Origin of the sequence: Sheuella amnicola (assembly GCF_010499255.1) — a bacterium.
Classification (GTDB): Bacteria; Pseudomonadota; Gammaproteobacteria; order Burkholderiales; family Burkholderiaceae_B; genus Zwartia; species Zwartia amnicola.
The window spans coordinates 173,351-196,772 of record NZ_JAAGRN010000004.1; the positions used below are offsets into that span (position 1 = coordinate 173,351).

The window sequence follows — 23,422 nt, forward strand, 5'->3', positions numbered from 1 at the left end:
AATACTCTTAAACGATCGAAATGAGCCATATCGACAGAAAGTACAATACCGTTCTCATGATGTTTTATTTTTCGATGCGTCTCGTTTCTTCTGCTCATGGCGCGTTGCTGGCGCCATTTTGCGTCTTTCTGGGGCTTAATCTGGCGATTCAGGCCGAAGTGCTGGCGCAAGTCCCCGGCTCCCTAGCCAGTCAGCCAGTCACCATCACGCCTGACCGCCCGGGCCTGTCGGTGATTCTGCCTGCACAGTCTTTTCCGGTCGAATCCGAGACACTCGCAAACCGCGCGCAAGAAATGGCGCTGGATCCGCGTGATGAAGATCCGCTGACCGGCATGGTGATCGAACCCGAGCCGCAATATCAATTGGATTGGCAGGCGGGTGTCGACCCATTGCCTGCCGAATACCGTGTGGCGTTGACCGGCATGTTGGGGGTGGGGCCTGCCGTCAGGCTGAATTCAAGCCCTCGGGATGCCGGCTGGGTAAATCAGGCGGGATCGCTGAAGTATCAGCAGGACAATGGCAGCGCGGTGGTTCTGGGACAAATCACGGATTCGGGCGGTTTTTGGGGAAACGCCCCAAGACTAGGGGGCATTCAGGTGACGCGGTTGCCTAACGTCAGCAGTCGGGGCACGCTGATGCCGGGGTCTTTCGGGATGTCGGCCGAACTCGGGATGACGACGCAAGAAGATCTCGGCAGAATCGGTACAGGGGGACTGACTGTCGGGGCACCCTCCGGCCGAGGCAGTGTGCGATTTGGATTAACGCCTGATGTCACGATTGAAAGTCGGGTGCGAACCGGACTGGAAGATCACTCTGTCGGGTTGGGTGGCACCATGGCACTGAGCGACTGGGGATTGTTGCGGCTGAATACGACACAAACCAATCCAACTTCCCTGACACATGCGGAGGATATCGCGTCCTCATCCTGGCGAACCGGGCTCGGAATGCAAGTTAATTTCGATCGACACCAGCTCGAGTCAAGCTATGAGACCGTTCGTTACAACCAGAGCGCGATCGAACAGCGGCTGGGTGTCAAGCACAATTGGTCAGTTTCGCCCAATTTGAAAATGCAGTTTGGCGCCGAACGGGAGCTCGTCAGTGGTGGTTATTCTGCCAGGGTGCAGATGTCTGTTCCGCTGGATGCCGTGGTTAGCAAATGGTGGGGAAACTAAATGCACACTGATTCCCGCGCCGCCGAGGTGCTTGCGCGTGTATTCGGCTATGAGTCCTTTCGCGGCGACCAGCAAGCGATCGTCGATCATGTGATCAGTGGCGGGGATGCCTTGGTGCTTATGCCGACCGGAGGCGGTAAATCCCTTTGTTATCAGGTTCCCGCCTTGGTGCGGGCGGGTACGGGTGTTGTTGTTTCCCCATTGATCGCGCTAATGCAGGATCAGGTCGATGCACTAACCGAGTTGGGCGTGCGGGCCGCCTTTCTCAATTCGACTCAGGACTGGCAGGACGCGCGCGAGGTCGAACAGTCGTTTTTAACGGGTCAATTGGATTTGTTGTATGTTGCCCCCGAGCGCTTACTGACCGAAAGATGTCTTGCTTTGCTTGATCGGGGCAGGATCGCATTGTTTGCAATTGACGAGGCGCACTGCGTCTCGCAGTGGGGCCATGATTTCCGTCCGGAATATTTGGGCTTGTCGATGCTGCACGAGCGATGGCCCGATGTGCCACGCATCGCTTTGACTGCGACGGCGACGGATGCGACCCGTCGGGAAATCGCCGAAAGACTTTCACTGAACGATGCGCGGCATTTTGTCGCCAGCTTCGATCGCCCCAACGTTCGTTACCATATCGTCGAAAAGCAGGACGTGAGACGCCAGTTGCTCGATCTTTTGCGCCAGGAGCATCCGGGTGACGCAGGTGTGATTTATTGCCTGTCTCGCAACAAGGTTGAGGAAACCGCTGATTTTCTGTGCGCAAAGGGGATCACGGCGCTGCCTTATCACGCCGGATTGGGCACGGAAGTGCGTGCGCGCAATCAATCCCGGTTTCTGCGCGAGGATGGCATCGTGATGGTGGCGACCATTGCGTTTGGTATGGGTATCGACAAACCGGATGTCAGATTCGTCGCGCACATCGACATGCCTAAATCGGTCGAGGGGTACTACCAGGAAACCGGTCGCGCGGGGCGGGACGGCTTGCCCGCCACGGCGTGGTTGGCCTACGGATTGCAGGATGTGGTTCAACAGCGCAGGATGATCGACGAGTCGCAAGGCGATGATGCGTTCAGGCGACGAATGGGTAGCGCGCTGGATGCGATGCTGGGTTTGTGCGAAACGGTCTCATGTCGTCGCCAACGCCTGTTGCAGTATTTCGGTCAGACGCTAACGCATGCGTGCGGTAATTGCGACAATTGTCTAACCCCGCCTCAATCATGGGACGGTACGGTTGCCGCGCAAAAAATGCTGTCGGCTATTTACCGGCTCTGGAAAGAGCGGGGGCAGCGATATGGCGCCGGCCATTTGATCGATATCCTGCGTGGCAAGAAAACACCTCGCGTGATCGAAAACGGCCATGACACATTAAGCGTGTTCGGGATCGGTCTCGAATTGTCCGAGCAAGGCTGGCGCAGTCTTTTGCGCCAGCTGCTGGCGCAAGGGTTGCTGGCTGTGGATCACGAGGGTTATGGCACGCTTGCGCTGACCAATGAAAGTCGCGCGGTGTTGAAAGGTGAGCGCACCTTGATCTTGCGTCGGGAGACTGATCGAAAAGAAAAAAACAGCACGACAAATCGCGGCAAGAATTTGCAACCCGATTTGCCTGTCGGGGCACAAGCGATTTTCGAGGCTTTGCGTCAATGGCGTGCGGACATCGCACGCGATCATGGCGTACCTGCCTACGTGATTTTTCAGAATGCCACGTTGCGTGAAATCGCCTTGGCACGCCCCGATAGTCTGAGCGCCTTGGCGCATGTCAATGGCGTCGGAGTCAAAAAACTCGAATCTTACGGAAAATCGATTCTGGAATGCATCGCCGAGTTCGAGGCGGCAACGTGAAATTTGTTGCTTTAGCCAAAAAATTCAGTCAAACGCCTCAGTCAAACAGCGAGCCTTCGCTCGGACTGGTTTTTGGAGGCGTCAGCCCTAGGTGACGCCACGTTGTCTGGGTGGCGATACGGCCGCGCGGGGTGCGCTGCAGGTAGCCATGCTGTATCAAGTATGGCTCGATGACGTCTTCGATGGTGTCCCGTTCTTCGCCGATGGCTGCGGCCAGGCTGTCCACGCCCACCGGTCCTCCGTCAAATTTGTGAACGATCGCCTCGAGCAATTTGCGATCCATCAAGTCAAGGCCCTGCGGATCGACTTCAAGCATCGATAAGGCGGCATTGGCGACCTTGGCGTCGATGGTGCCGCTTGCTTTGACTTGCGCATAGTCTCGAACTCTGCGAAGCAGGCGGTTAGCGATGCGTGGGGTACCGCGCGAACGACGGGCGACTTCGGCCGCACCATCTGGTGTAATAGGTACATTAAGCAGTCCCGCGCTGCGAGTCGCAATGCGAGCCAATTCTTCAGGGGTATAAAACTCTAGCCGTGAAACGATACCGAAGCGGTCGCGCAACGGGTTGGTCAACATGCCGGCGCGCGTGGTCGCTCCCACCAGGGTGAAAGGTTGCAAATCCAGCTTGACGCTGCGCGCCGCGGGCCCTTCACCGATCAGGATGTCGATCTGGAAGTCTTCAAGGGCGGGGTAAAGGATTTCTTCGACCACGGGCGACAAGCGATGGATTTCGTCGATGAACAGGACATCGTTGCGCTCAAGGTTGGTCAGTAGGGCAGCCAGATCGCCTGGTCGCTCAAGCACCGGTCCGGAAGTGGACCTCAGGTTGACACCCATTTCGTAAGCGACGATATTAGCCAAGGTGGTTTTACCCAGTCCGGGCGGTCCGAAGAGCAAGACGTGGTCGAGCGACTCATTGCGATTGCGCGCCGCCGAAATGAAAATCTCGAGCTGGTCGCGCACTCGTTGCTGACCGACATATTCCTGCAAAGCTTTAGGCCTGAGCGCCCGTTCGATGTTTTCTTCGTTGGGCGTGGCGGCTTGGGGCGTCACGAGTCGTGAGGCTTCTGCGCGGGACGAGAGGGAGTCGGACTGGATGGCCATGAAAATTGTGTAATCTGCAGTGAGAACAATCGTACACTATCTGCCTCACTTTCTTCGGACTTGAACAAGGATTCCTATGTCTCTCGCGTTGCCCACCTTTGATGATGTCGTCCGGGCCTCTGAAACTTTAAAGGGTGTCGCACATCGCACCCCTGTCATGACTTCCGCTACCGCCGATCGTCAGACAGGTGCCAAGCTATTTTTCAAATGCGAAAACCTGCAGCGCATGGGGGCATTCAAGTTCAGGGGCGGGTACAACGCAATCGCTAACCTCACGCCCGAACAGAAAAAAACAGGGGTTCTGACCTATTCGTCCGGCAATCATGCCCAGGCGATTGCCTTGGCTGGCAAGCTGCATAACGTTGCCACTATTATTCTCATGCCCGAAGATGCGCCGGCCGCTAAAAAAGCGGCAACAGAGGGTTATGGCGCGACTGTCGTGACATATGACCGCTATACGCAAAGCCGCGAGGATATTGCACGCCAGATGCAAGAGCAAACGGGCATGATTCTGATCCCTCCTTACGATCACAAGGATGTGATTTCTGGCCAGGGAACCGCTGCCAAAGAGTTGTTTGAAGAAGTAGGCGAACTGGATTATTTGCTGGTGTGCCTGGGCGGCGGCGGTCTGTTGGCCGGCAGTGCGTTGGCAGCCAAGGCGCTTAGCCCGGGCTGCAAGGTGTATGGAGTGGAGCCTGAGCTCGGCAATGATGGGCAGCGATCTTTCAGGTCGGGTGAAATCGTTACGATCACTCCACCCAAGTCGATTGCCGACGGCGCGCTGACTCCGTATCTCGGTCAATTAACTTTTGGCGTGATCAAGCGGGATGTGACCGATATTCTGACGGTCACCGATGCGCAGCTTGTCGAAACGATGAAGTTTTTTGCCGAACGCATGAAGATCGTTGTCGAGCCGACCGGCTGTCTGGGTGCGGCGGCAGTGATGAAGGGCGAGTTGAATGTACCGCCCGGTGCCCGGGTCGGTGTGATTCTGAGTGGCGGAAACGTTGATCTGAAGCAGTATGGAGAGTTACTGTCCGCTTGAGTGTCGCCTTTTTTGGTTGAGGTGGATATGCGTATTCTTGTAATTGGTGGTACAGGGTTTGTCGGTCGCGCTGTCGTGTCTCGACTGGTTGCGGCCGGTCACGATGTGCGTGTGCCGACTCGACGGCTCGCTCACGCGCGCGAATTGCTTGTATTTCCTACCGTTACGGTGATCCGGGCTGATGTTCATGACGATGCGACTTTGTCGAATTTAATCGGCGACAGTGATGTCGTGATCAATCTGCCGGGTCTTTTGCATAGTCGGCCCGGCAAGCCTTACGGACCTGACTTCGATCGCGTGCATGTGCAGTTGCCGCGACGGGTTGCGCAAGCGTGCCTCCAGTTTGGCGTGAAGCGTTTAGTGCATGTGAGTGCGTTAGGGGCCGATATCCACGGTCCCAGTCAGTATCTAAGATCCAAGGCCGCTGGAGAGGCTGCGATCGTTGAGGTGTTTGCCGGCCAGGATCAATCTGGATGGACGATTATGCGCCCGTCCGTGATCTTCGGCCCGGGCGATCGTTTCATGAATATGTTCGCTGAGTTGGCCAGATATTTTCCAGTGCTTCCCCTTGCAGGCGCCGGTGCACGCATGCAGCCCGTGTATGTCGGGGATGTAGCGCAGGCTATCGTGAATGTGCTGACGCAACCTGCTTGTGCAGGCATGACTTATCCGTTGGTCGGGCCGCGCGTCTACACATTGGGCGAATTGGTTGGGTTGGCGGCAAAGTGGTCCGGCCACCCCAGAAAGGTGTGGAATATGCCGATGAGCATCGGCCGGTTACAGGCGTTGATGTTTGAATGCTTGCCCGGCGAGCCATTGATGTCTCGCGATAATCTGGATTCCCTCCGGGTCGCCAATGTCAGCCCGGATTCATTGTCGACGGATCTGGGAATCATATCGACGCCGCTTGAGCAGATTGCGCCCCAGTATCTTAGAAAGTAGTATTCAGGGCAGTCGATTAAGAATTCAAATATATATAAAAGAAAAGAGGGGACAAAAAGCATGGCAAATGTTAAGCAGGGCGTCGCTCTGGATATCCGGCAATCCCGGATATTGATTGCGGGTGCCGCCAGCCTGGTCGGATCGCACACCGCGGACTTATTGTTGAAGGAAGGTGCGCGCGAAGTCCTTCTGCTGGATAACTTTTCTTTCGGATCGATGGATGCGATCGCGCATTTGCAGAATGATCCCCGCATCAAGATCGTTCGTGCCGACATGATGCGTTTGCCGGATTTGTTGCAGGCGACTGAAGGGGTCGATGGCGTGATTCATCTGACGGCTTACATGACGCTAGGTTTTTCCCAAACACCATGGCAGGCTGTCGATGTGAATATACGTGGCGTGCAGAACATGCTTGAGGCTTGCCGCGTCAATCGCATCAAAAAAGTAATCTTTGCATCTTCGAATGCCGTTTATGGATACGGTCCCGGCATCAAGGGTGAACTGGTCGAGGAAGGTCCTTTCCATTCTGTCGGTGCGCCTCCTGCCGCAATTCTGTACGGCGCATCGAAAATCATGGGCGAGCAGTTATGCCGTCAATATCATCAGAGCTTCGGCCAGGATTATGTGGTTATGCGTTACTCGACGGTATACGGTGAGCGTCAGCATTATCGTGCCGCTAACTCGCTCTACATCATGGAAACCTATGATTTGGTTCGCCAAGGCAAGGCTCCTGTATTGCCGGGCGATGGTAAAGACACGAAACATTTTGTGCATGTTTCCGATGTCGCACGCGCCAATCTGGCGGCATTGCAAAGTACGGCAACAGATGTGGCGGTCAATGTCTCGGGGCCCGCGCCAATCACTACGGGTGAGCTGGTTCAGCTGGTGCTGGACTACTGCAAGAGCGAGCTCAAGCCTGAAATTCGGCCCGACCCCCCAGGTAAAGTGCGTTTGACCTCGGGTGGTGCGTTTAGCATTCCGCATGACAAGGCCGGGCAGGTGATCGGCTGGAAACCGGTTATCGAAATGCGGGAAGGGATTTCACGCTTGCTTGCCTGGCGCGAGCAACAGGAACGACATTCGTGATTGGAGAAAACTAAATGAAAATGCATTCTATGTTCTCAAAAGCGGTTCTCATTATCGGTCTCGCATTTGCCGGCATCGCTCAAGCGGCTTATCCCGAAAAACCTGTGACGATTGTGGTTCCTTATCCGGCAGGCGGCGCAACGGATGTGGTCGCCCGATTGCTGGCCGAAAAGCTTCCGAATGTCTGGGGACAGCCTGTGATGGTGGTCAATCGTCCGGGAGCAGGAACGACAGTCGCTGCCGAATCGATCGCGCGTGCTCAGGGAGATGGCTACACTCTTTACATGACGACTGCCGCTCATACGATTAGCGCGAGTCTTTACAGCAAACTAAGCTATGACCCGATCAAGGATTTCGCGCCGATTGATCTGGTGTCGACGATTCCCCTGGTGCTCGTAACCAATCCAGCTTTGCCTGCATCGACCTTGTCCGAATTGGTTGCATACGCAAAGAGCCAGAAAAATGGATTGTCGATGGCATCGACCGGAAATGGCACGCCTCAACATCTGGCCGGAGAGTTGTTCAAGGCCAGATCTGGTGCGCAACTAGTTCACATTCCTTACAAAGGCGATTCGCCGATGTTGACCGATTTGGTGGGTGGTCAGGTGCAGATGGCTTTTGTGACATTGTCGGCCGCTTTGCCTTTCATCAAGTCCGGCAAGTTGCGCGCCATTGCATTGGCAAGCGACCAGCGCGCCGAAGCGATCGCGAATGTACCGACTATGACCGAAGCCGGTTTGCCCGGATTTACCGCAGCGACTTGGTTTGGTTTGTTCGGCCCGGCTTCGATGTCAAGTGAACTGATCAACAAGATCTATTCGGATGTCTCAAAAGTGGTGGCCGAGCCTTCGACAACGCGTCGCCTGCTCGAAATGGGCGGCGTGGTGAACAATAGTTCGCCACAGGAATTCAAAAAAGTGATCGATGCGGAAGTTAAAAACTGGGGCGAAGCGGTTCGGTTGTCCGGCGCGCGCGTCGATTGATTTGCGCTGATGGGCCCCGCTCTTAACGGGACAGGCTTTTGAGCGCGAGCCTGATCCCGTCCGAGACACTGACGCCTTCGGGTAGTGTTTTAAGCGCGGCCAAGGCCTCGCGCTCCGAGTAACCCAGTGCGGTCAGTGCATGCAGAATATCTGTTTGACCCCCGTGTGCGATGCTGGGCGTGACGCCCAAGTCCGCGCCAAGCTTGCCTTTTAATTCCAGAAGCAGGCGTTCAGCTGTTTTCTTGCCGATGCCGGGCACCCTGACAAGCAGAGCGGTATCCTGCATCGTAATGGCTTGCGACAAGTCGCTGACGGATAGGCCCGAGAGTACGGATAAGGCGGTTCTGGCCCCGATGCCACTCACCTTGATTAATTCGCGAAACGCCGCGCGTTCTTCGGCTGAAGAAAAACCGAACAATATATGCGCGTCTTCGCGCACGGTTAAATGCGTGAGGAGCGTGACCTGACTGCCCAGCTCCGGCAATGCGTAGAACGTAGTCATGGAGACGTCTATTTCGTAGCCCACGCCTTGCACATCAAGGCCGATGCGCGGAGGTTGTTTTTCATAAAGCGTGCCGGTCAGTCTACCAATCATTGTTGCATCCTAAAGTGTGTCCGGTTATTCGGCCTTCAGCCCAATACGCGTCCTGCGCGCACCCGAGAGCGCCCACGCCAGCTGCGAGCGTGATTGTCGGTCGAGCCGAGTTTTTCGGTGATGGGCGCAATGTGCGCATGGCAAATCGCGCAGGCCAGCGCGTCGGCCGAATCGGGTGCAGGAACACCATCGAGCGAAAGCAGTCTTTGCACCATCATTTGCACTTGCTCTTTCGCGGCTTTGCCCGCGCCAACAACGGACTTTTTGATTTGCAGTGCTGTGTATTCGTGCACGGCAAGGTTGTGATCGGCCAGCGCGCAAAGCGCCGCACCGCGCGCCTGACCCAGTAAGAGCGTAGTGGCGGGGTTGGTGTTCATGAACACGATCTCGAGTGCGGCCACGTCAGGCCGGGTTTGCTCGACGACTTGTCGCAGATTGTCTAGAATCACTTTGAGTCGAAGCGGCAGCGTGATGTCACTGGGGACAACGATCGTGCCGCTGGCAACGTAGGTGAATCTGGATCCTTGTACGTCGATCACACCGAAACCGGTGCGGCGCAGGCCCGGATCGACGCCAAGGATTCGCATTTGGTCAATACCGGATTAGTGACGGAAATGACGCATGCCGGTCAACACCATGACGATGCCATGTTCATTGGCCGCTGCAATCACCTCGTCGTCGCGCATGCTGCCACCGGGCTGGATGACGCAAGTCGCGCCTGCGGCAACCACCACGTCCAGTCCATCACGGAACGGAAAGAACGCGTCGGACGCGACGGCGGAACCTTTTAGGCTCAAGCCGGCATTTTCAGCTTTGATCGAGGCGATGCGAGCAGAGTCGATGCGGCTCATCTGGCCGGCGCCTACGCCCAGTGTCATGCTGTTTGCGCAGAATACGATGGCATTCGATTTGACGAATTTTGCGACTTTCCAGGCAAACATCAGGTCGCGCATCTGCTCGGCGGTCGGTTGCTTGATCGTGGCAACACGCAAGTCGGATTCGGATACAGTATACGAATCTGGCGTCTGGATCAGCCAGCCTCCGCCCACGCGTTTGACATCGATGTCGTTCTGTCCGGCACCCATCGGCACGTGAAGCACGCGTACGTTCTTTTTAGCGGCAAGCAGATCCAGCGCGTCCTGATCGTAGCCTGGGGCGAGCAACACTTCGACGAACTGTGCGCTGACTGCCTGCGCAGTTGCCAAATCGACCTGACGGTTAAAGGCAATGATGCCGCCAAAGGCGGATGTCGGGTCGGTCTTGAATGCTTTCTGATAGGCCTCGACAGGGCTTGCCGCCGTTGCCACGCCGCATGGGTTCGCATGCTTGACGATGACGCATGCCGGCGCCTCGAAGCTGCGAACACAATCCCACGCTGCATCGGAATCAGCGATGTTGTTGTACGAAAGTTCTTTGCCCTGCAATTGCTTGAAGTTTCCGAGCAAGCCAACCGGAACCGTCGGGTCAACATAAAAGGCTGCGTGTTGCTGTGCGTTTTCGCCGTAGCGCAAAACTTGTTGTTTGTGGACTTGCAGTGTCAGCGTGTTTGGCCAGGGGCCGCGAGCCGGTGCGTCGTCCTGTTCTGGTTCGGCTTCGGTCAGGCTGGTCAGGTAGTTGGCGATCGCACCATCGTAAGCTGCGGTGTGTGCATAGACCTTGGTTGCCAGCGATAGACGGAAACCGTAGGTGGTCGAGCCAAGCGTATCCATTTCTTTCAGAACGTTGGCGTAATCGGCCGGGTCAATGACTACCGTCACGCCGCCTTCTTGCGTGCCGTGATTTTTGGCTGCCGCGCGCAACATGGCCGGACCGCCGATGTCGATGTTTTCGATTGCGTCTTCGAAATCGCAGTCGGGGTCGGCAACTGTTTGACGAAACGGATAAAGATTGACGACCAACAGGTCTATGCGATCGATGCCGTGTTCTTTGATTGTTTCGAGATGTTCATCGCTATCGCGGCGTGCCAGCAAGCCGCCGTGAATTTTCGGATGTAACGTCTTGACGCGGCCATCCAGGATTTCGGGAGAGCCGGTGTGTGCGGCCACTTCGGTCACGTTCAGCCCGGCCTGGGCGAGCAATTTCGCGGTGCCTCCGGTTGAAAGCAGGCGAACGCCGCGTTTAGCGAGTTCTTGTGCAAATTCGACGATGCCGGTTTTATCCGAGACGGAAAGCAGTGCGGTTTCGATTTTCATGGAGAGGTCAGGATGGAAAATTAAAAGATGAAATCAATAGGATCCGACTAACGCGAATTCAATCAGTCGGTAGAAGCTTGTATGCGAGCAGTTTTTTTCGCAGCGTGTTTCTCGTGATGCCTAAAAAATCAGCAGCGCGAGATTGATTGTGGTCTGCGCGTTCGAGTGCAAAGGCAAGCGTTGCGCGCTCGACGCAGGAAATCACCATTTCGTACATGCCGCTTGGATCGGCATCGCCGAGATCGTCGACATACTGCTCAAGACTTGCGCGTACGCATTCTTCAAGTAAATTTTTCTTTTTCATGATGGTGGATTGAAATTCAGGCAGCCTTTAAAACTGGCGCGCTTTTTTTGGCATTGTCGCAGTTTGTCGGGCTGGTGTCTGGATAAATTTCGCTTTGAGCGGTAAACCACCGGTCGACACAGGCAAATTGCTCGGAAGTGGATTCTAACCGGTTGATTTTGTCCCGAAAGGCTTGGCCGTCCGGCAATGCTTCCACATACCAGCCGATGTGCTTGCGAGCCGTGCGCACACCTGTCGACTCCCCGTAAAAACCGTAGTGATCCGAGAGGTGATGCATGAGCAAATCGCGCATTTCGCCCCAGGTTGGAGCGGGTAAATGCTCGCCTGTTCGCAAAAAGTGATCGATTTCCCTAAAAATCCATGGACGCCCCTGAGCCGCGCGACCGATCATGACCGCATCGGCCTTTGTGAAGTCGAGTACCTGGCGAGCTTTCTGGGGGCTGTCGATGTCGCCGTTTGCTACTACGGGAATGGTAAGAATTTCTTTAACTGAGCGAATGGTTTCGTATTCGGCCTGACCGTTATACATATCCTCGCGCGTGCGTCCGTGCAGAATCAGTGCGCTGATGCCGCTATCTTGCGCAAGCCTGGCGATGCGAAGTGCGTTGCGTTGCTCGCGACTCCAGCCGGTGCGCGTCTTCAGCGTCACAGGCACGCCAAGGGGGCTGCATGCGCTCACCACGCTGTCCAGAATACGGGCAATCAGGTCCTCATGCCTGAGCAATGCCGATCCCGAGGCGACCTGACAGACTTTTTTTACCGGACATCCCATGTTGATGTCGATGATGCGGGCGCCTTTTTCGATATTGAATATCGCGGCCTGAGCCATCATTTCGGGATCCGCGCCGGCGATCTGCACCGCGATCGGATCGATTTCTCCGTCGTGATTCAGGCGCCGTGAAGATTTGACGCTATTCCAAAGCTGAGGATTGCTTGCCGCCATTTCGGATACGGCGTAACCGGCACCCAGTCGCTTGCATAACTGGCGAAAAGGTCGATCCGTCACCCCGGCCATCGGGGCAACGAAGACATTATTCGGAAGGGACCAGGGGCCAAGTTGCATTTTGAAATTGTAATCGGTGGATTGCGCAGCGAAATTCAGGCGCGCAAACCTTGCAGAAGGTGTCGGGCCAACGGGGCGCGCAACGCGGGAAACATGTCCATTGCAAGCAGGGTTAAACCTGCGGCATGTTCGATCTGGGGCAATCCTGTGGTGAATGCACGTGACATCAGATCGGTCAGCCTGACAGTTACTTGCCTGTCGGATTTGCGCCTTTGCTGAAACCGTTCAAGGTCGCCGATAGGACTGCGCGTTGGATTGACGAGCCATGGCTTTAATGTTTGGGCGAGTGTCGCGGCATCGCGCAAACCCAGGTTCAACCCTTGTCCGGCGACCGGGTGCAAGGTTTGAGCGGCATTTCCGATCGCGACGATTCGTCCGTCCACAAGCTGATGATTCAGGTTGAGTGTCAGAGGGAAGGCCGTAACCGGGCCGTTGATCGTCAGTGTCCCCAGCCGTTCGCCAAACATGTGCGTCAGAGCACCTGAAAATTGATCCGCTGAAAGTGCCTGCAACTCTGCGGCACGAACAGGAGAGCAGCACCAAACGATGGATTGCTGATCGGACGCTTCCGGGTGCGGCAAAACAGCCAGAGGGCCTTCGCGAGTGAATCGTTCAAAGGCCCAGCCACTGCGGGGAAGGCCTGATTTGGCCTGGGTGACAAGCGCCATTTGGGAATAGGTGCGATCGGCTAGTTTGCCGGGACGTCCATCGGCCTGAACGGCCATGGCGGCGCTCACGCGGTTTTGATCTTGATCGATCCGCACACATAAGGAGTCCTGCCCGGTGATTTCGGCGACAGCGCCAGCGAAAATGCGTACGCCTGAAGTCTCGACCGCTTGTCGCAGCGCGGTATGCAACTGGCCGTAACGCACGACACAGCCAAGCTGCGGCACGTCAAAGTCGGTGTGCTTGATCAATGTGTTGCCGAGCCTGCCGCGCTGGGATACGTGAATTGTTCGAATGCCTGCGGCCACGTTCGGAAATCCCTTGAGCGATTCGAGCAATACGCGGCTGCCGTGGTTGATGGCCAGGACACGTGGATCTTTTTCGGGGACATAGCCGTAACTGGCGGCCTGATCGGACTGAAACAGTGCGATGCGATCCGGTCGATGCGTGGCGCGCGCCAGCATCAATGCAAGCGCACAACCGGTCGGGCCTCCGCCCAAAATGGCGATATCGAAATCGGGTTCAGACATAAATTCATTTTAACTTGCGCAAGGAACTACAATTCGGCCTGGTTCAAAATCAGATCAATCATCGAAATCCAGTCGAGTGTCGTGATGTCACAGTCAATTGATTCCGCCGCCGGTTCAGGCGCTACCCCTTCAGCACAACCAGGTTCCACTACTCGGGGCTTTGTCGGCAAAGTCAAACTTGGCCTGCTATCTGCATTGTTTGGCGTGATTGGAGCGCATTGGTGGTTTCTTGGGCGCAAGCGTGCCTGGTTGTTGACGCTGATAAGCATCGGTTTGATGGTGGCCAGTAGCTTCGCCACTGTCTGGTGGGAAAATCCCGCTTTCTTTTTGTTGTTGATCCCGATGGTGGCAGGATTCATCGAGGCCATTGTCTTTTGCCTGATGAGCGACGAGCGTTTCGATGCGCGCTACAACCCGGGCCTGGTTCGTCCGGCGCCTAGCGGGTGGGGCCCCGTTTTGGTTGCCGGATTCACATTGCTGATCGGCACCATCATCCTGATGTTCGGAATCGCGATGATCGTGCTGTATGTCTGGACCGAACTGGGTTGGCTCGACGGTCTGGACCTGACCGCGAATTGAAATTCATCCGCGAATCAGGGCTTCTATTTCATCGGGGTCGACCGGAACATCGCGCGTAATCAGTTCGCATCCGTTTGCTGTGACTATCGCGTCGTCTTCGATTCGGATGCCGATGTGCCAGAATCGTTCGTCCACTTCATCGGTCGGCCTGACGTACAAGCCGGGCTCGATAGTCAATACCATGCCTTCGCTAAGCATGCGCCAGGGCTGATCTTCGTTGGATAAGGGCGGAGTTCGATAGCTGCCCACATCGTGCACATCCATGCCTAGCCAGTGCCCTGTGCGATGCATGTAGAACTGTTGATAGGCGGCGGTTTCAAGCGCGTGTTCGAACGTGCCTTTCAATAGCCCCTCGTCCAGTAGTCCCCGGGTCAGGACCTGAACAGCGGCTTCATGGCCTGCGTTGAAGTGATGCGAAGCCGATGTGTTGGCGATGGCCGCTTGCTGCGCGGCCAGCACGATGTCATACAACGCGCGCTGAGGCCCACTGAATTTGCCGTTTGCCGGAAACGTGCGGGTAATGTCTGAAGCATAACCGTCAAGCTCGCAACCTGCGTCGATCAGCACCAGATCCCCATCGCGCATGATGTCGTGCCCCGCGCGATGATGCAAAATGCACGCGTTTGGCCCTGCCGCCACGATGCTTTCGTAAGCTACGCTCTGGGCACCGTTTTTTCTAAACACTTGCAGGATCTCGGCCTCCAGTTCGTACTCGTGACAACCCGGCCTGACAGCCTGCATGGCGCGTCTATGAGCCAGTGCCGAAATGGATGCGGCTTTGCGCATCGTAGCGAGCTCCACTTCATCCTTGATCAGACGCATCTCGGCCAGTACATCCGAAATATCCAGCCAGTTGGTCGGGTAGGCACGAGCCCCTCTGACTTGTTGGCCTGCCTGTTTGACCCATCCGCGAAGCATGCCGAAAAAGCTTTCATCGGATGGCCGAGACATGGTTGTCATCAGGCGAGGATGGCCAGCCATCAATCGGGGCAGTTCATCGTTGAGTCTGCCTGAGTCGAATGCGGCATCGAAGCAAAAATGCTTTGCCGCTTCTTCGGGTCCCCAGCGCAGTCCGTTCCAGATTTCCAGTTCCGGATGCTTGGGTTCACAAAATAAAATGGATTGGTCTTCGGTGCCGGCGATCAGCACCAGCCAGGCATTGGGTTGAGTGAAGCCGGTCAGATAGTAAAAATCGCTGTCATGGCGATAAGCGTAGTGACTGTCGCGGTTGCGTGTCTTCTCGGGCGCTGTGCCCAGCACTGCGATGCCGCCGCCATGGCGATGCATCCAGGCAAGCAGCTGTTTGCGGCGTTTAATGAAACAGGCGGGATCGGGGGCGAGAAGTGTCATATCGAATCTTTTTTAAATCGAGGCCAATTTGGGCCCCGTAGTCGACATACTACAATCTGATTGCCCGATCGATGCGATTGGGCACAATATTCAAGGTAAAAGATGGATTGGATCGACTGGATGCATTGGGCTGTGCCGTGGGAGTCATCGCCCACGCTGATCGTGTGTTTCGCACTCAGCGCATGGCTATTTGTCCGTGGCCAGCGTGTGCGCAAAATTACCGTCGCGCGTCAGATATTTTTCTGGCTTGGCTGGGTGTCGCTATATCTTTCACTGCACACCATGCTGGATTATTACGCCGAGCGCATGTTTTTCATGCACAGGATTCAGCATCTGGTGTTGCACCATGCCGGCCCCTTATTGATCATGGCGTCCTACCCCGGGTCGGTGATGCGTGCCGGACTGCCTTTAGCCTGGCGAGTCAAGCTGGCGCGATTCAACCGAACTCTTCCCGGACGCTCGCTAATTGCGGTGCTGACTAATCCGATCATCGTGCCGGCCTTGTTCGTGTTTTTGGTGATTGTCTGGCTGATACCCTCGGTTCAGTTCTATTCCATGCTGGACTGGCGTTTGTACCGCTTGATGAACTGGTCCGTGGTGGTGACGGGATTGATGTACTGGAATCTGATTCTTGATCGGCGCCCTTGTCCACCGGCCATCATGAGTCCGGGAGGACGGGTGATTTCACCGATTGTGACGATGGCGCCCCAGATGGTGGCCGGTGCGGTCATCGCGTTCACCGAGCGCGATCTTTATCCCTTATTTGATTTATGCGGCCGTGCGATTGCCATGTCCGCTCAAACAGATCAGATGATAGGCGGTTTGACTATGTGGATTCCGGCTGCGATGACCGAAGTGGTGGGCTTGCTGGTCGCACTGCGCAACATGATGCGCCTGTCGGCCCGGGGGCGATGGGGACTACCCAAGCCCCGCAATATTCCCAAAACCTGATTGACTGCCGGACTTAATCGACCGATGCAGACATCAGGTCAGGGGATCAGGCCGTGATATTTGCGCCCGAGTGCAACGGTTGCCCGGAACATGCCTTCCTTGTTGCCGCAGTCGTAACGAATCCCTTCGTATCGATGTGCGAATACAGGCTTTTCGGACATCAGTGATGCGATGCCGTCAGTGAGTTGAATTTCACCGCCCGCACCAGCCTGGGTCTGGCGCAGATGGTTGAAAATGCCTCCGTCGAGCACATAACGACCGACGACCGCAAGGGTGGAGGGCGCCACTTCGGGTTTCGGCTTTTCGACGATGTGAAGTACCCGCTCAGTGCGAGGGCTGACGGAATCTGTGGCAACGATACCGTATTTGCCGGTTTCGGCCCGGGGCACTTCTTGCACGCCCAGAATGCTTCCTTGGTGGGTCAGCGCAGCATCAATCAATTGACCGATCACCGGGCGATCCGCATCAAGCAGATCGTCCGCCAGCAAGACTGCAAATGGCTCGTCGCCAATGATCGGTGCCGCAGTCAGTACCGCATGACCCAGACCGAGAGGGGCGGACTGGCGGATGTAGATGCAACTGACGTTAGAGGGCAGGATTTCCTGCACCACGGCCAGTAGTTCGTCTTTGCCTTTTTTGGCGAGTTCCGCTTCCATTTCGGGAGCGGAGTCGAAGTGATCCTCGATGGCGCGCTTGTGACGTCCCGTCACGAAAATCAGATCGGTGATTCCGGCAGCCACCGCTTCTTCGACGGCGTATTGAATCAAAGGCTTGTCGACCACAGGAAGCATTTCCTTGGGCATTGCCTTGGTGGCGGGCAAAAATCTAGTGCCGAGGCCGGCAACAGGAAATACAGCTTTGCGAACTGGACGCATATAAAAAGTCAATCCTAGAAGAAGTTTTTGCCGATCTGAGGAACAAAAGGCAACTGCCGCTATCATAAGCGTATGCGATTATCTGCTTCAATTTTATGACATTTAGGTTTTCAAGCCTGATCTTCAAGCGTGGCGTGATTTCTTTGCTGATACCGGCGCTGCTGAATGCGCCGCTGGTTGTTGCGCCGGCGTTTGCCCAGCCCATGGGGGCGCCCACCCTGGGTCCGGCCTCGGCATCGGATTTATCTCCCGGTCTGGAGCGCAAGCTTGGCGAAGCGATCATGGAGCAGGGCAGGCGGGATCCCGATTACATCCAGGATCCTGATGTTTCCCAATATCTGAACAGAATGGCGCGCAAGCTGGCCGCCAATGCGCCAGGTGGCGCGCCCGAAATCGAGGCATTCGGCGTCAGGGATTCAACGATCAATGCATTCGCGATGCCGGGAGGGTTTATTGGCGTACACACCGGCCTGATTGTTTCGGCCGGTACAGAGGCTGAACTGGCAGGCGTGATGGCGCATGAAATCGCCCACGTCACCCAGCGTCACATTGCCAGAGGCCTGACTCAACAGTCCCAGAGCGGTCATATCGCGCTGGCCTCGATTGCAGCAGCACTGATGGCGGCCTTTATCCCCGGTGGTGGCGCCAATCTGGCCGCAGGTTTAGCGGCATTCGGCCAGGCTGCGGCGATTGAGCAGCAACTCGGCTTTTCGCGCGACGCTGAGCAGGAAGCGGATCGCACCGGCTTTGAAATGTTGCGCAAGGCAGGCTACGACCCTAACGGCATGGCTGTGATGTTCGGGCGCCTGATGAAGGCCTCCAATTTGAACGAGGGACGTGGAGGCGGTGTATACGCTTCAACCCATCCGCTCAGCATTCAGCGGATGACCGATATGCAAAATCGACTCAGGCAGTTTCCACAGACACGATATCAAGCCTCGGATGAATTCTGGTTTGTCCGCGCCCGCGCGCGGGTGCTGCAAGCCACCGATCCAAAGTCATTGCGTCTGGCGATCGACGCGATGGAGGAAGAGGCATTGGTCGCCTCACGCGAAAGTGGCTCATTGGCAGGTGTGCGACAGGCTGCCTCCTGGTACGGCATTTCGCTTGCGCAAGCGGCACTCAAGGATCACGCCGCATCCGTCAAATCATTTGCAAGAGCTCAGGGACTGGTGACCAGTTCTCCATTCATCGAACTGCAGAAAATCGATCTCGATATAGCGGGCAAAAACATTCCCGCTGCGTATGCATCTGCAGCGGCTGCAAATAAACGTTGGCCGGATCGTCGGTCCTTTGCGTTACGGGTTGCCCAAACCTTGCAGTTAATGGGCAAGGATCGCGAGGCGGCGACCTTTTTGAAAGAGCAAATCAAGCGTTGGCCTACTGACGAGCCTGTTCTTTACCAGATGCTGGCAAATAGTCTTGAAAAAACAGGCGATCAGGTGGCTGCGCGTCGACAAATGGCGCGTTACTACGAACTGATGGGGGCCTTGCCCGCCGCGGTGACCCAGTTGCAACAGGCCCGCACATTGTCCACCGACTTTTATGAACAGTCCCAGATAGATGTCGATGTCCGTCAGCTTTCGCAAAAGCTCGTCGATAATCGCCGGCAATTGGAAAAATTCAAATAGCGGTTAGCGCTTTTCTGCAAAAAAACGCGCAAGACGGTTAGGCAGCCAGTGCAGGTTACCGGGCATCATTCCCGTCACGAATCCCGTATGGCCTCCGGAGGAGGGTTGATGCAGCAACACGTGCGGCGATGCGTCTTTGGGGCCGGGCAAGGTGGGCTCAGGTAAAAACGGGTCGTTGCGGGCATTCAATACAAGCGTTGGGGTGGTGATGTGCGCCAGCCAAGGTTTGCTTGACGATTGGTGCCAGTAGTCCATAGCATCCCGAAAGCCATGCATTGGCGCCGTATATGCATTGTCGAAGTCGCGCAGATCCCGTGCATTGGAGATTCGGACTATGTCGATCACGCCGGGAAATCGCTGAGCCTTGGCCATGACTTTCGATTTGAGCGTTCTCAGAAAATGTCTGCAGTAGATGTGGCGGTTAAAGAAATTGTCCGACAAGTGATTTCCCGCTGCGACCAGATCAAGCGGAACCGATATACCCGCCGCGGCGGCAAGCCATGACTGATCGCCGGACTCTCCCAGGTATTTCAGTAGCGCATTTCCTCCGAGTGAAATACCGGCTGCATGCCAGGTCGCATTTGGCACCATTGAGCGGACTGTGTCGAGAATGAATCCAATCTCTTGCGTGTCACCTGAATGGTAGGCGCGTGCCAAACGGTTTTCGAATCCGGAGCAGCTTCGGAAATGTGCCACCACGACAACCCACCCCCGCGCCCTGAAATGCTGGGCGATGGATTGGGCATATCTGCTGGCGCTGTTGCCTTCCAGGCCATGCAATAACAATAGTGCCTGGGTGCCCGGTCCGGATTGCGCCAATACTGTTTTGTCTTGATCTGACATCCAGCGTGTCGCAGCCGTTTTTGCGATTAACTCGCTGTGTGACAACCCGGATGGGGTGGAGTCTGTGAGGGTGTTCGCATTATGTGCCTGAGGTTGCGCGATCAGTCCGGGTGCGCTCCAGTCGAAGTCGAGAAAATCGCCATCGGGAGTATCGACTCGGTCGCGAATAAAGCTGAGCCGACCAGTCGGGGCTGCGAGTGCTCCGTAAAGCGTCTGGATTTGTCTATCCGGCAGCCACCAGGGAACAGGGCAGGAAGAAGTATCGAGTTTTGCGTGATGCACAGCAGTGGCCGGTTCTTAATGCAGCAATCCGGGCGCATCGTGCACGTCATGCCTGCCCGCTTCGCTTGGAGCGGCAGAGGCGTGATGCATCACAAGCCTCCAGCCAGTCGGCCCCTTGTGGTAAACATTGGTTGCATAGCAGTACGCCACTTCGGGCGCATCGGTTCCTTGCACGGTGACCTGCTCAACTAATGTGTGCGTCGCGCTCATCATGCTGTGCAGAACGACTGTGCTTGAGGGTCGGATATGCAATCCGCCGTTGGAGAGGATTTCTTGCCAGGCTTCCTTTACAGCGTGCAGCCCAACCAGACGCAAGCCGCCTGGGTGAACGCAGACGATTTCTTCCTCATCGGACCAAATTTGCATCAATCGGGCCAGATCAGCGCGCTCGAGCGCATCGTAAAAAGCGAGTTCGGCTTCTTCGGATGTGGCAAACATCACCGGCATGATTGGGTCGCCCTAGTGGCCGTGAACAACGGCGCCCGGTGCGAGCTTGTAGTTTGTGCCGCAGTAGGGACAGCTTGCTTGACCGGTCTTGGCGACATCCAGAAATACGCGCGGATGCATGCTCCAGAGCGGCGCCTTGGGGCCGGGGCAGTAAATCGGCAAGTCGGCGGCTTCGACCTGCACAGGAGCAACGGATTGGCCCGAACCACCGGAAACTGCGTCAGTCATGACTACTCTCGTGAATGAAAACAATGACTTATTGTAACAAGGGCAGCGGTCTACAATAGCGAAATTCGAATGAATCAACTTAGGCAAATGCAGCAATCCTCAAATAATATCGACGCCCGCGAGCTTAGCCGGATTCGTCGAGCAGCAATGCTTGATGGCGCTCGAGCTGTTGCAACCGGTTTTGTCGCTTTCACGGTTTGGGGTGTCGTGACCGGCGTGGCCATGGTCAAGTCCGGTCTGTCGATCGGGGCGGCTTTGGCGATGAGTCCGATCGTTTATGCCGGCTCCGCCCAGTTGACTTCTCTGCCTTTGATCGCGGCGGGCGCACCGCTTTGGTTGATTTTCACCGCCGGTGTCATCGTCAATTTGCGGTTCGTGATTTTTGGCGCAGCACTGCACCCGTATTTCCGCAATATTCACTGGCCGAAAAGACTGTTGCTTGGTTATCTAAGTGTCGACGTTTCGTTTGTCGCATTTATGCCGCGCTACGTCGATGCATCAAATAAGGGGACAGTCGAGCAGCACTGGTTTTACGTTGGCGCAGTCGGTTCAACCTGGATTATCTGGCAAATCACTTCGGTGATCGGTATTGCATTGGCCAGCTTTGTGCCGACAAGCTGGTCACTGGACTTTGCCGCCATTCTGGCGCTGCTGGCGATTCTGATGCCGCTCGTGAACAACAGGCCGGTCTATGTGTCCATGTTGGTGACCGCCGTGGTTGCCTGGTTGACGCAACCTTTACCGCTGCGATTGGGGCTGCTGATTGCTGTCATTGCCGGCATTTTGGGTGGGATGTGGGCTGAGTCCCGTTTGCGTCGGGAGCGTGCGAAATGAGTTTCGAAGACGTCTACCCTTACGCAGCCATTGTCCTGTTGGGACTTGGTACGGTATTGACCCGTGCCGGTTTTCTGATGATCGGCGACTATATCCCCTTGCCGGAGCGGGTTCGCAGCGCCCTGCGCTACGCTCCGATTGCGGGGTTGACTGCAATCATTGTTCCGGTTTTGCTGCCTTGGGAAGCAGGCTCCCTGCCTCAGTTTGATTTGAAGCTGCTCGCAGCGGTTGTCTCTGTGTTTGTGTTTATCCGCACCCGAAACGCATTCATGCTGATTGCCTCCGGCATGATGGCTTTGTGGAGTTTTCGCTGGATTGTTAGCCTGTTTTAATGATGTCTAGGGGGAATCCCTGACTTTAATCCCCGGGCTGCGTTACACTTACGGGTGATTTCTCAAATAATTCAATGACTTCAAACATACAAACTCCCGTACAGCCCGCGGCTGCGACCCCCACGTTTGCCGACATCGGTTTGCATCCTTTGCTGTTGCAGGCTGTTGCCGATACCGGATATACGACTCCCACACCGATTCAGGCTCAGGCTTTGCCTGAAGTCATGTCGGGCAAAGACGTCATGGGCGCTGCCCAGACCGGGACCGGAAAAACCGCGGCCTTCACTTTGCCGATTTTGCATCGTCTGATGCCTTTGGCCAACACAAGCGCCTCGCCCGCACGTCATCCGGTGCGTGCGCTGATTTTGACGCCTACCCGCGAGCTGGCCGATCAGGTGTACGAGAGCGTGAAACGTTACAGCCTGCTGACCCCCCTGCGATCGACGGTCGTCTTTGGCGGTGTGGATATCGGTCCTCAAAAAGAAGCGTTGCGCAACGGTTGCGAGGTCTTGATCGCCACGCCCGGCCGACTGCTGGATCATGTCGAACAACGCAACGTCAACCTGAGCCAAGTCGGCATTCTGGTGCTCGATGAGGCGGATCGCATGCTGGATATGGGCTTTTTGCCCGATCTAGATCGCATTATGCGCCTGCTTCCGACGCCTCGCCAGACTTTGCTTTTTTCTGCGACTTTCAGCACTGAGATTCGTAAACTGGGCCGCACCTATCTAAATTCGCCTGTCGAAATCGAAGTCGCCAAACGAAACGCGACTGCGGATACGGTGACGCAAATTGCCTATGCGCTTCCCGCTGAATCCAAGCGTGCGGCAGTAGTCCATCTTGTGAAGTCCAAGGGCCTGAAGCAAGTAATTGTGTTTTCGAACACCAAAATCGGCACGGGCCGCCTCGCGCGTCAACTCGAACTTGATGGGGTGCGCGCCGAATCCATACATGGAGACAAGTCGCAGGCTGACCGAATGAAGGCGCTTGAGGCTTTCAAGGCCGGAGAGCTGGAAGTATTGGTCGCAACCGATGTGGCAGCTCGCGGTCTGGATGTAGCCGGCGTGCCTTGCGTGATTAATTACGACTTGCCGCATAGCGCAGAAGACTATGTTCACCGGATTGGCCGCACCGGTCGTGCCGGTGCCAAGGGTGAAGCGATCTCCTTTTTTGCCCCTGCGGAAGAAAAGCTTTTGCTCGAGATCGAAAAGCTGATCAAGGTACCTGTACCTCGCGGCAATCTGCAGATTCCCGAAGAGTTGTTGTCCCGCTCTTCATCGTCCCGTGAAGATAGGCGCGACCGGTCGTACGGCGATCGATCATCCGATCGTGGTTCAAGCCGCAGCTCGGGCTACGATCGTTTCGCTCGTTCCGGTCGCTACAGTGCTCCTGTGAAGCCGATAGACGAATTTTTCACTAAACCCTACGTGCCTTCGCCATCTTCCTCTGCGGCATCGGCGCAAGCTCCAACGCCTGCAACCAAGGCCGGCACGCCTGCCAAGCGCGCAGTCGGATTATTGCTCGGTGGTTCGGTCAAAAAGACCTAAGTGC

General features: G+C 56.0%; 24 protein-coding genes. 12 read left to right on the forward strand and 12 right to left on the reverse strand.

Annotated elements, in window-relative coordinates:
* Nucleotides 1-20: 20 nt before the first annotated feature.
* The gene (locus tag G3I67_RS07340; RefSeq protein WP_163653525.1) at nt 21-1,172 is read left to right on the forward strand and encodes a hypothetical protein; all 1,152 of its coding nucleotides are present in this window, start codon (nt 21-23) and stop codon (nt 1,170-1,172) included.
* Nucleotides 1,173-3,008: a DNA helicase RecQ gene (gene recQ / locus G3I67_RS07345; RefSeq protein WP_163653528.1), complete on the forward strand. Its 1,836-nt coding sequence runs from the start codon at nt 1,173-1,175 to the stop codon at nt 3,006-3,008.
* 37 nt (nt 3,009-3,045) lie between these two features.
* Here the strand turns inward: recQ and ruvB are convergent, their stop codons facing one another.
* Entirely contained in the window at nt 3,046-4,113 is a 1,068-nt protein-coding gene (ruvB, locus tag G3I67_RS07350) for a Holliday junction branch migration DNA helicase RuvB (protein WP_163653531.1), read from the reverse strand.
* A gap of 76 nt (nt 4,114-4,189) precedes the next feature.
* Between ruvB and G3I67_RS07355 the strand changes: the two genes are divergently transcribed.
* Genes G3I67_RS07355 through G3I67_RS07370 form a run of 4 tightly spaced genes read left to right on the forward strand, consistent with a single transcriptional unit; the run spans nt 4,190 to nt 8,169 of the window.
* The gene (locus tag G3I67_RS07355; RefSeq protein WP_163653534.1) at nt 4,190-5,158 is read left to right on the forward strand and encodes a threo-3-hydroxy-L-aspartate ammonia-lyase; all 969 of its coding nucleotides are present in this window, start codon (nt 4,190-4,192) and stop codon (nt 5,156-5,158) included.
* Nucleotides 5,159-5,185: 27 nt separating this feature from the next.
* Nucleotides 5,186-6,100, forward strand: a complete 915-nt coding sequence (locus tag G3I67_RS07360) for a complex I NDUFA9 subunit family protein (RefSeq protein ID WP_163653537.1) — start codon at nt 5,186-5,188, stop codon at nt 6,098-6,100.
* Nucleotides 6,101-6,160: 60 nt separating this feature from the next.
* Nucleotides 6,161-7,186, forward strand: a complete 1,026-nt coding sequence (locus G3I67_RS07365; RefSeq protein WP_163653540.1) for an NAD-dependent epimerase/dehydratase family protein — start codon at nt 6,161-6,163, stop codon at nt 7,184-7,186.
* Between the two features lie 14 nt (nt 7,187-7,200).
* The gene (locus G3I67_RS07370; RefSeq protein ID WP_235931779.1) at nt 7,201-8,169 is read left to right on the forward strand and encodes a Bug family tripartite tricarboxylate transporter substrate binding protein; all 969 of its coding nucleotides are present in this window, start codon (nt 7,201-7,203) and stop codon (nt 8,167-8,169) included.
* A 22-nt stretch (nt 8,170-8,191) separates the two neighbouring features.
* Here the strand turns inward: G3I67_RS07370 and ruvA are convergent, their stop codons facing one another.
* From ruvA to G3I67_RS07400, 6 genes are read right to left on the reverse strand one after another with little or no spacing between them, the layout of a single operon-like run.
* Complete coding sequence (gene ruvA, locus G3I67_RS07375; RefSeq protein WP_163653546.1) at nt 8,192-8,764, reverse strand: Holliday junction branch migration protein RuvA; 573 nt, start codon at nt 8,762-8,764, stop codon at nt 8,192-8,194.
* A gap of 35 nt (nt 8,765-8,799) precedes the next feature.
* A complete protein-coding gene (gene ruvC / locus G3I67_RS07380; protein WP_163653549.1) occupies nt 8,800-9,351 on the reverse strand; it encodes a crossover junction endodeoxyribonuclease RuvC in 552 nt (183 codons plus the stop codon).
* Between the two features lie 15 nt (nt 9,352-9,366).
* Nucleotides 9,367-10,956: a bifunctional phosphoribosylaminoimidazolecarboxamide formyltransferase/IMP cyclohydrolase gene (gene purH / locus G3I67_RS07385; RefSeq protein WP_163653552.1), complete on the reverse strand. Its 1,590-nt coding sequence runs from the start codon at nt 10,954-10,956 to the stop codon at nt 9,367-9,369.
* 58 nt (nt 10,957-11,014) lie between these two features.
* Nucleotides 11,015-11,260: a helix-turn-helix domain-containing protein gene (locus G3I67_RS07390; RefSeq protein ID WP_163653556.1), complete on the reverse strand. Its 246-nt coding sequence runs from the start codon at nt 11,258-11,260 to the stop codon at nt 11,015-11,017.
* A 16-nt stretch (nt 11,261-11,276) separates the two neighbouring features.
* Nucleotides 11,277-12,323 carry a tRNA dihydrouridine synthase DusB gene (gene dusB, locus G3I67_RS07395; RefSeq protein ID WP_163653559.1) on the reverse strand — a complete coding sequence of 349 codons (1,047 nt, stop codon included), beginning with the start codon at nt 12,321-12,323 and terminating at the stop codon, nt 11,277-11,279.
* Between the two features lie 35 nt (nt 12,324-12,358).
* The gene (locus G3I67_RS07400) at nt 12,359-13,519 is read right to left on the reverse strand and encodes an FAD-dependent monooxygenase (RefSeq protein ID WP_163653561.1); all 1,161 of its coding nucleotides are present in this window, start codon (nt 13,517-13,519) and stop codon (nt 12,359-12,361) included.
* Nucleotides 13,520-13,603: 84 nt separating this feature from the next.
* On the opposite strand from G3I67_RS07400, the gene G3I67_RS07405 reads away from it, so the two are divergent.
* Complete coding sequence (locus G3I67_RS07405) at nt 13,604-14,098, forward strand: hypothetical protein (protein WP_203583574.1); 495 nt, start codon at nt 13,604-13,606, stop codon at nt 14,096-14,098.
* Nucleotides 14,099-14,101: 3 nt separating this feature from the next.
* On the opposite strand, the gene G3I67_RS07410 is transcribed toward G3I67_RS07405, so the two are convergent.
* Nucleotides 14,102-15,448: an aminopeptidase P N-terminal domain-containing protein gene (locus G3I67_RS07410; RefSeq protein ID WP_163653576.1), complete on the reverse strand. Its 1,347-nt coding sequence runs from the start codon at nt 15,446-15,448 to the stop codon at nt 14,102-14,104.
* Nucleotides 15,449-15,550: 102 nt separating this feature from the next.
* Between G3I67_RS07410 and G3I67_RS07415 the strand changes: the two genes are divergently transcribed.
* Complete coding sequence (locus G3I67_RS07415; protein WP_163653578.1) at nt 15,551-16,399, forward strand: cytochrome c oxidase assembly protein; 849 nt, start codon at nt 15,551-15,553, stop codon at nt 16,397-16,399.
* 38 nt (nt 16,400-16,437) lie between these two features.
* Here G3I67_RS07415 and galU read toward each other — a convergent pair whose 3' ends face one another.
* The gene (galU, locus tag G3I67_RS07420; RefSeq protein ID WP_163653580.1) at nt 16,438-17,274 is read right to left on the reverse strand and encodes a UTP--glucose-1-phosphate uridylyltransferase GalU; all 837 of its coding nucleotides are present in this window, start codon (nt 17,272-17,274) and stop codon (nt 16,438-16,440) included.
* A gap of 95 nt (nt 17,275-17,369) precedes the next feature.
* Here galU and G3I67_RS07425 point away from each other — a divergent pair, with 95 nt between their 5' ends.
* Entirely contained in the window at nt 17,370-18,905 is a 1,536-nt protein-coding gene (locus G3I67_RS07425; protein ID WP_163653596.1) for a M48 family metalloprotease, read from the forward strand.
* Between the two features lie 3 nt (nt 18,906-18,908).
* Here G3I67_RS07425 and G3I67_RS07430 read toward each other — a convergent pair whose 3' ends face one another.
* The 3 genes from G3I67_RS07430 to G3I67_RS07440 are packed head-to-tail and all read right to left on the reverse strand — an operon-like array spanning nt 18,909 to nt 20,705.
* Complete coding sequence (locus G3I67_RS07430; RefSeq protein WP_163653599.1) at nt 18,909-20,030, reverse strand: YheT family hydrolase; 1,122 nt, start codon at nt 20,028-20,030, stop codon at nt 18,909-18,911.
* Nucleotides 20,031-20,045: 15 nt separating this feature from the next.
* Nucleotides 20,046-20,468 (reverse strand): YybH family protein, encoded by a 423-nt coding sequence (locus G3I67_RS07435; protein WP_163654097.1) that lies wholly within the window; start codon nt 20,466-20,468, stop codon nt 20,046-20,048.
* A 21-nt stretch (nt 20,469-20,489) separates the two neighbouring features.
* Nucleotides 20,490-20,705 (reverse strand): zinc-finger domain-containing protein, encoded by a 216-nt coding sequence (locus G3I67_RS07440; RefSeq protein WP_163653601.1) that lies wholly within the window; start codon nt 20,703-20,705, stop codon nt 20,490-20,492.
* Nucleotides 20,706-20,852: 147 nt separating this feature from the next.
* Between G3I67_RS07440 and G3I67_RS07445 the strand changes: the two genes are divergently transcribed.
* The 3 genes from G3I67_RS07445 (at nt 20,853) to G3I67_RS07455 (ending at nt 23,418) form a co-directional block, all read left to right on the forward strand.
* The gene (locus tag G3I67_RS07445) at nt 20,853-21,539 is read left to right on the forward strand and encodes an AzlC family ABC transporter permease (protein ID WP_235931805.1); all 687 of its coding nucleotides are present in this window, start codon (nt 20,853-20,855) and stop codon (nt 21,537-21,539) included.
* Complete coding sequence (locus G3I67_RS07450; protein WP_163653604.1) at nt 21,536-21,871, forward strand: branched-chain amino acid transport AzlD family protein; 336 nt, start codon at nt 21,536-21,538, stop codon at nt 21,869-21,871. The genes G3I67_RS07445 and G3I67_RS07450 overlap by 4 nt, the downstream gene beginning before the upstream one ends.
* 74 nt (nt 21,872-21,945) lie before the next feature.
* A complete protein-coding gene (locus G3I67_RS07455; protein ID WP_203583575.1) occupies nt 21,946-23,418 on the forward strand; it encodes a DEAD/DEAH box helicase in 1,473 nt (490 codons plus the stop codon).
* Nucleotides 23,419-23,422 lie beyond the last annotated feature (4 nt).

What these genes read in the sequence shown, in the direction of transcription:
- G3I67_RS07340 (WP_163653525.1), top strand. Translation starts at nt 21, where the DNA reads ATGAGCCATATCGACAGAAAGTACAATACCGTTCTCATGATGTTTTAT.
- recQ (WP_163653528.1), top strand. Translation starts at nt 1,173, where the DNA reads ATGCACACTGATTCCCGCGCCGCCGAGGTGCTTGCGCGTGTATTCGGC.
- ruvB (WP_163653531.1), bottom strand. Translation starts at nt 4,113, where the DNA reads ATGGCCATCCAGTCCGACTCCCTCTCGTCCCGCGCAGAAGCCTCACGA.
- G3I67_RS07355 (WP_163653534.1), top strand. Translation starts at nt 4,190, where the DNA reads ATGTCTCTCGCGTTGCCCACCTTTGATGATGTCGTCCGGGCCTCTGAA.
- G3I67_RS07360 (WP_163653537.1), top strand. Translation starts at nt 5,186, where the DNA reads ATGCGTATTCTTGTAATTGGTGGTACAGGGTTTGTCGGTCGCGCTGTC.
- G3I67_RS07365 (WP_163653540.1), top strand. Translation starts at nt 6,161, where the DNA reads ATGGCAAATGTTAAGCAGGGCGTCGCTCTGGATATCCGGCAATCCCGG.
- G3I67_RS07370 (WP_235931779.1), top strand. Translation starts at nt 7,201, where the DNA reads ATGAAAATGCATTCTATGTTCTCAAAAGCGGTTCTCATTATCGGTCTC.
- ruvA (WP_163653546.1), bottom strand. Translation starts at nt 8,764, where the DNA reads ATGATTGGTAGACTGACCGGCACGCTTTATGAAAAACAACCTCCGCGC.
- ruvC (WP_163653549.1), bottom strand. Translation starts at nt 9,351, where the DNA reads ATGCGAATCCTTGGCGTCGATCCGGGCCTGCGCCGCACCGGTTTCGGT.
- purH (WP_163653552.1), bottom strand. Translation starts at nt 10,956, where the DNA reads ATGAAAATCGAAACCGCACTGCTTTCCGTCTCGGATAAAACCGGCATC.
- G3I67_RS07390 (WP_163653556.1), bottom strand. Translation starts at nt 11,260, where the DNA reads ATGAAAAAGAAAAATTTACTTGAAGAATGCGTACGCGCAAGTCTTGAG.
- dusB (WP_163653559.1), bottom strand. Translation starts at nt 12,323, where the DNA reads ATGCAACTTGGCCCCTGGTCCCTTCCGAATAATGTCTTCGTTGCCCCG.
- G3I67_RS07400 (WP_163653561.1), bottom strand. Translation starts at nt 13,519, where the DNA reads ATGTCTGAACCCGATTTCGATATCGCCATTTTGGGCGGAGGCCCGACC.
- G3I67_RS07405 (WP_203583574.1), top strand. Translation starts at nt 13,604, where the DNA reads ATGTCACAGTCAATTGATTCCGCCGCCGGTTCAGGCGCTACCCCTTCA.
- G3I67_RS07410 (WP_163653576.1), bottom strand. Translation starts at nt 15,448, where the DNA reads ATGACACTTCTCGCCCCCGATCCCGCCTGTTTCATTAAACGCCGCAAA.
- G3I67_RS07415 (WP_163653578.1), top strand. Translation starts at nt 15,551, where the DNA reads ATGGATTGGATCGACTGGATGCATTGGGCTGTGCCGTGGGAGTCATCG.
- galU (WP_163653580.1), bottom strand. Translation starts at nt 17,274, where the DNA reads ATGCGTCCAGTTCGCAAAGCTGTATTTCCTGTTGCCGGCCTCGGCACT.
- G3I67_RS07425 (WP_163653596.1), top strand. Translation starts at nt 17,370, where the DNA reads ATGACATTTAGGTTTTCAAGCCTGATCTTCAAGCGTGGCGTGATTTCT.
- G3I67_RS07435 (WP_163654097.1), bottom strand. Translation starts at nt 20,468, where the DNA reads ATGTTTGCCACATCCGAAGAAGCCGAACTCGCTTTTTACGATGCGCTC.
- G3I67_RS07440 (WP_163653601.1), bottom strand. Translation starts at nt 20,705, where the DNA reads ATGACTGACGCAGTTTCCGGTGGTTCGGGCCAATCCGTTGCTCCTGTG.
- G3I67_RS07445 (WP_235931805.1), top strand. Translation starts at nt 20,853, where the DNA reads ATGCTTGATGGCGCTCGAGCTGTTGCAACCGGTTTTGTCGCTTTCACG.
- G3I67_RS07450 (WP_163653604.1), top strand. Translation starts at nt 21,536, where the DNA reads ATGAGTTTCGAAGACGTCTACCCTTACGCAGCCATTGTCCTGTTGGGA.
- G3I67_RS07455 (WP_203583575.1), top strand. Translation starts at nt 21,946, where the DNA reads ATGACTTCAAACATACAAACTCCCGTACAGCCCGCGGCTGCGACCCCC.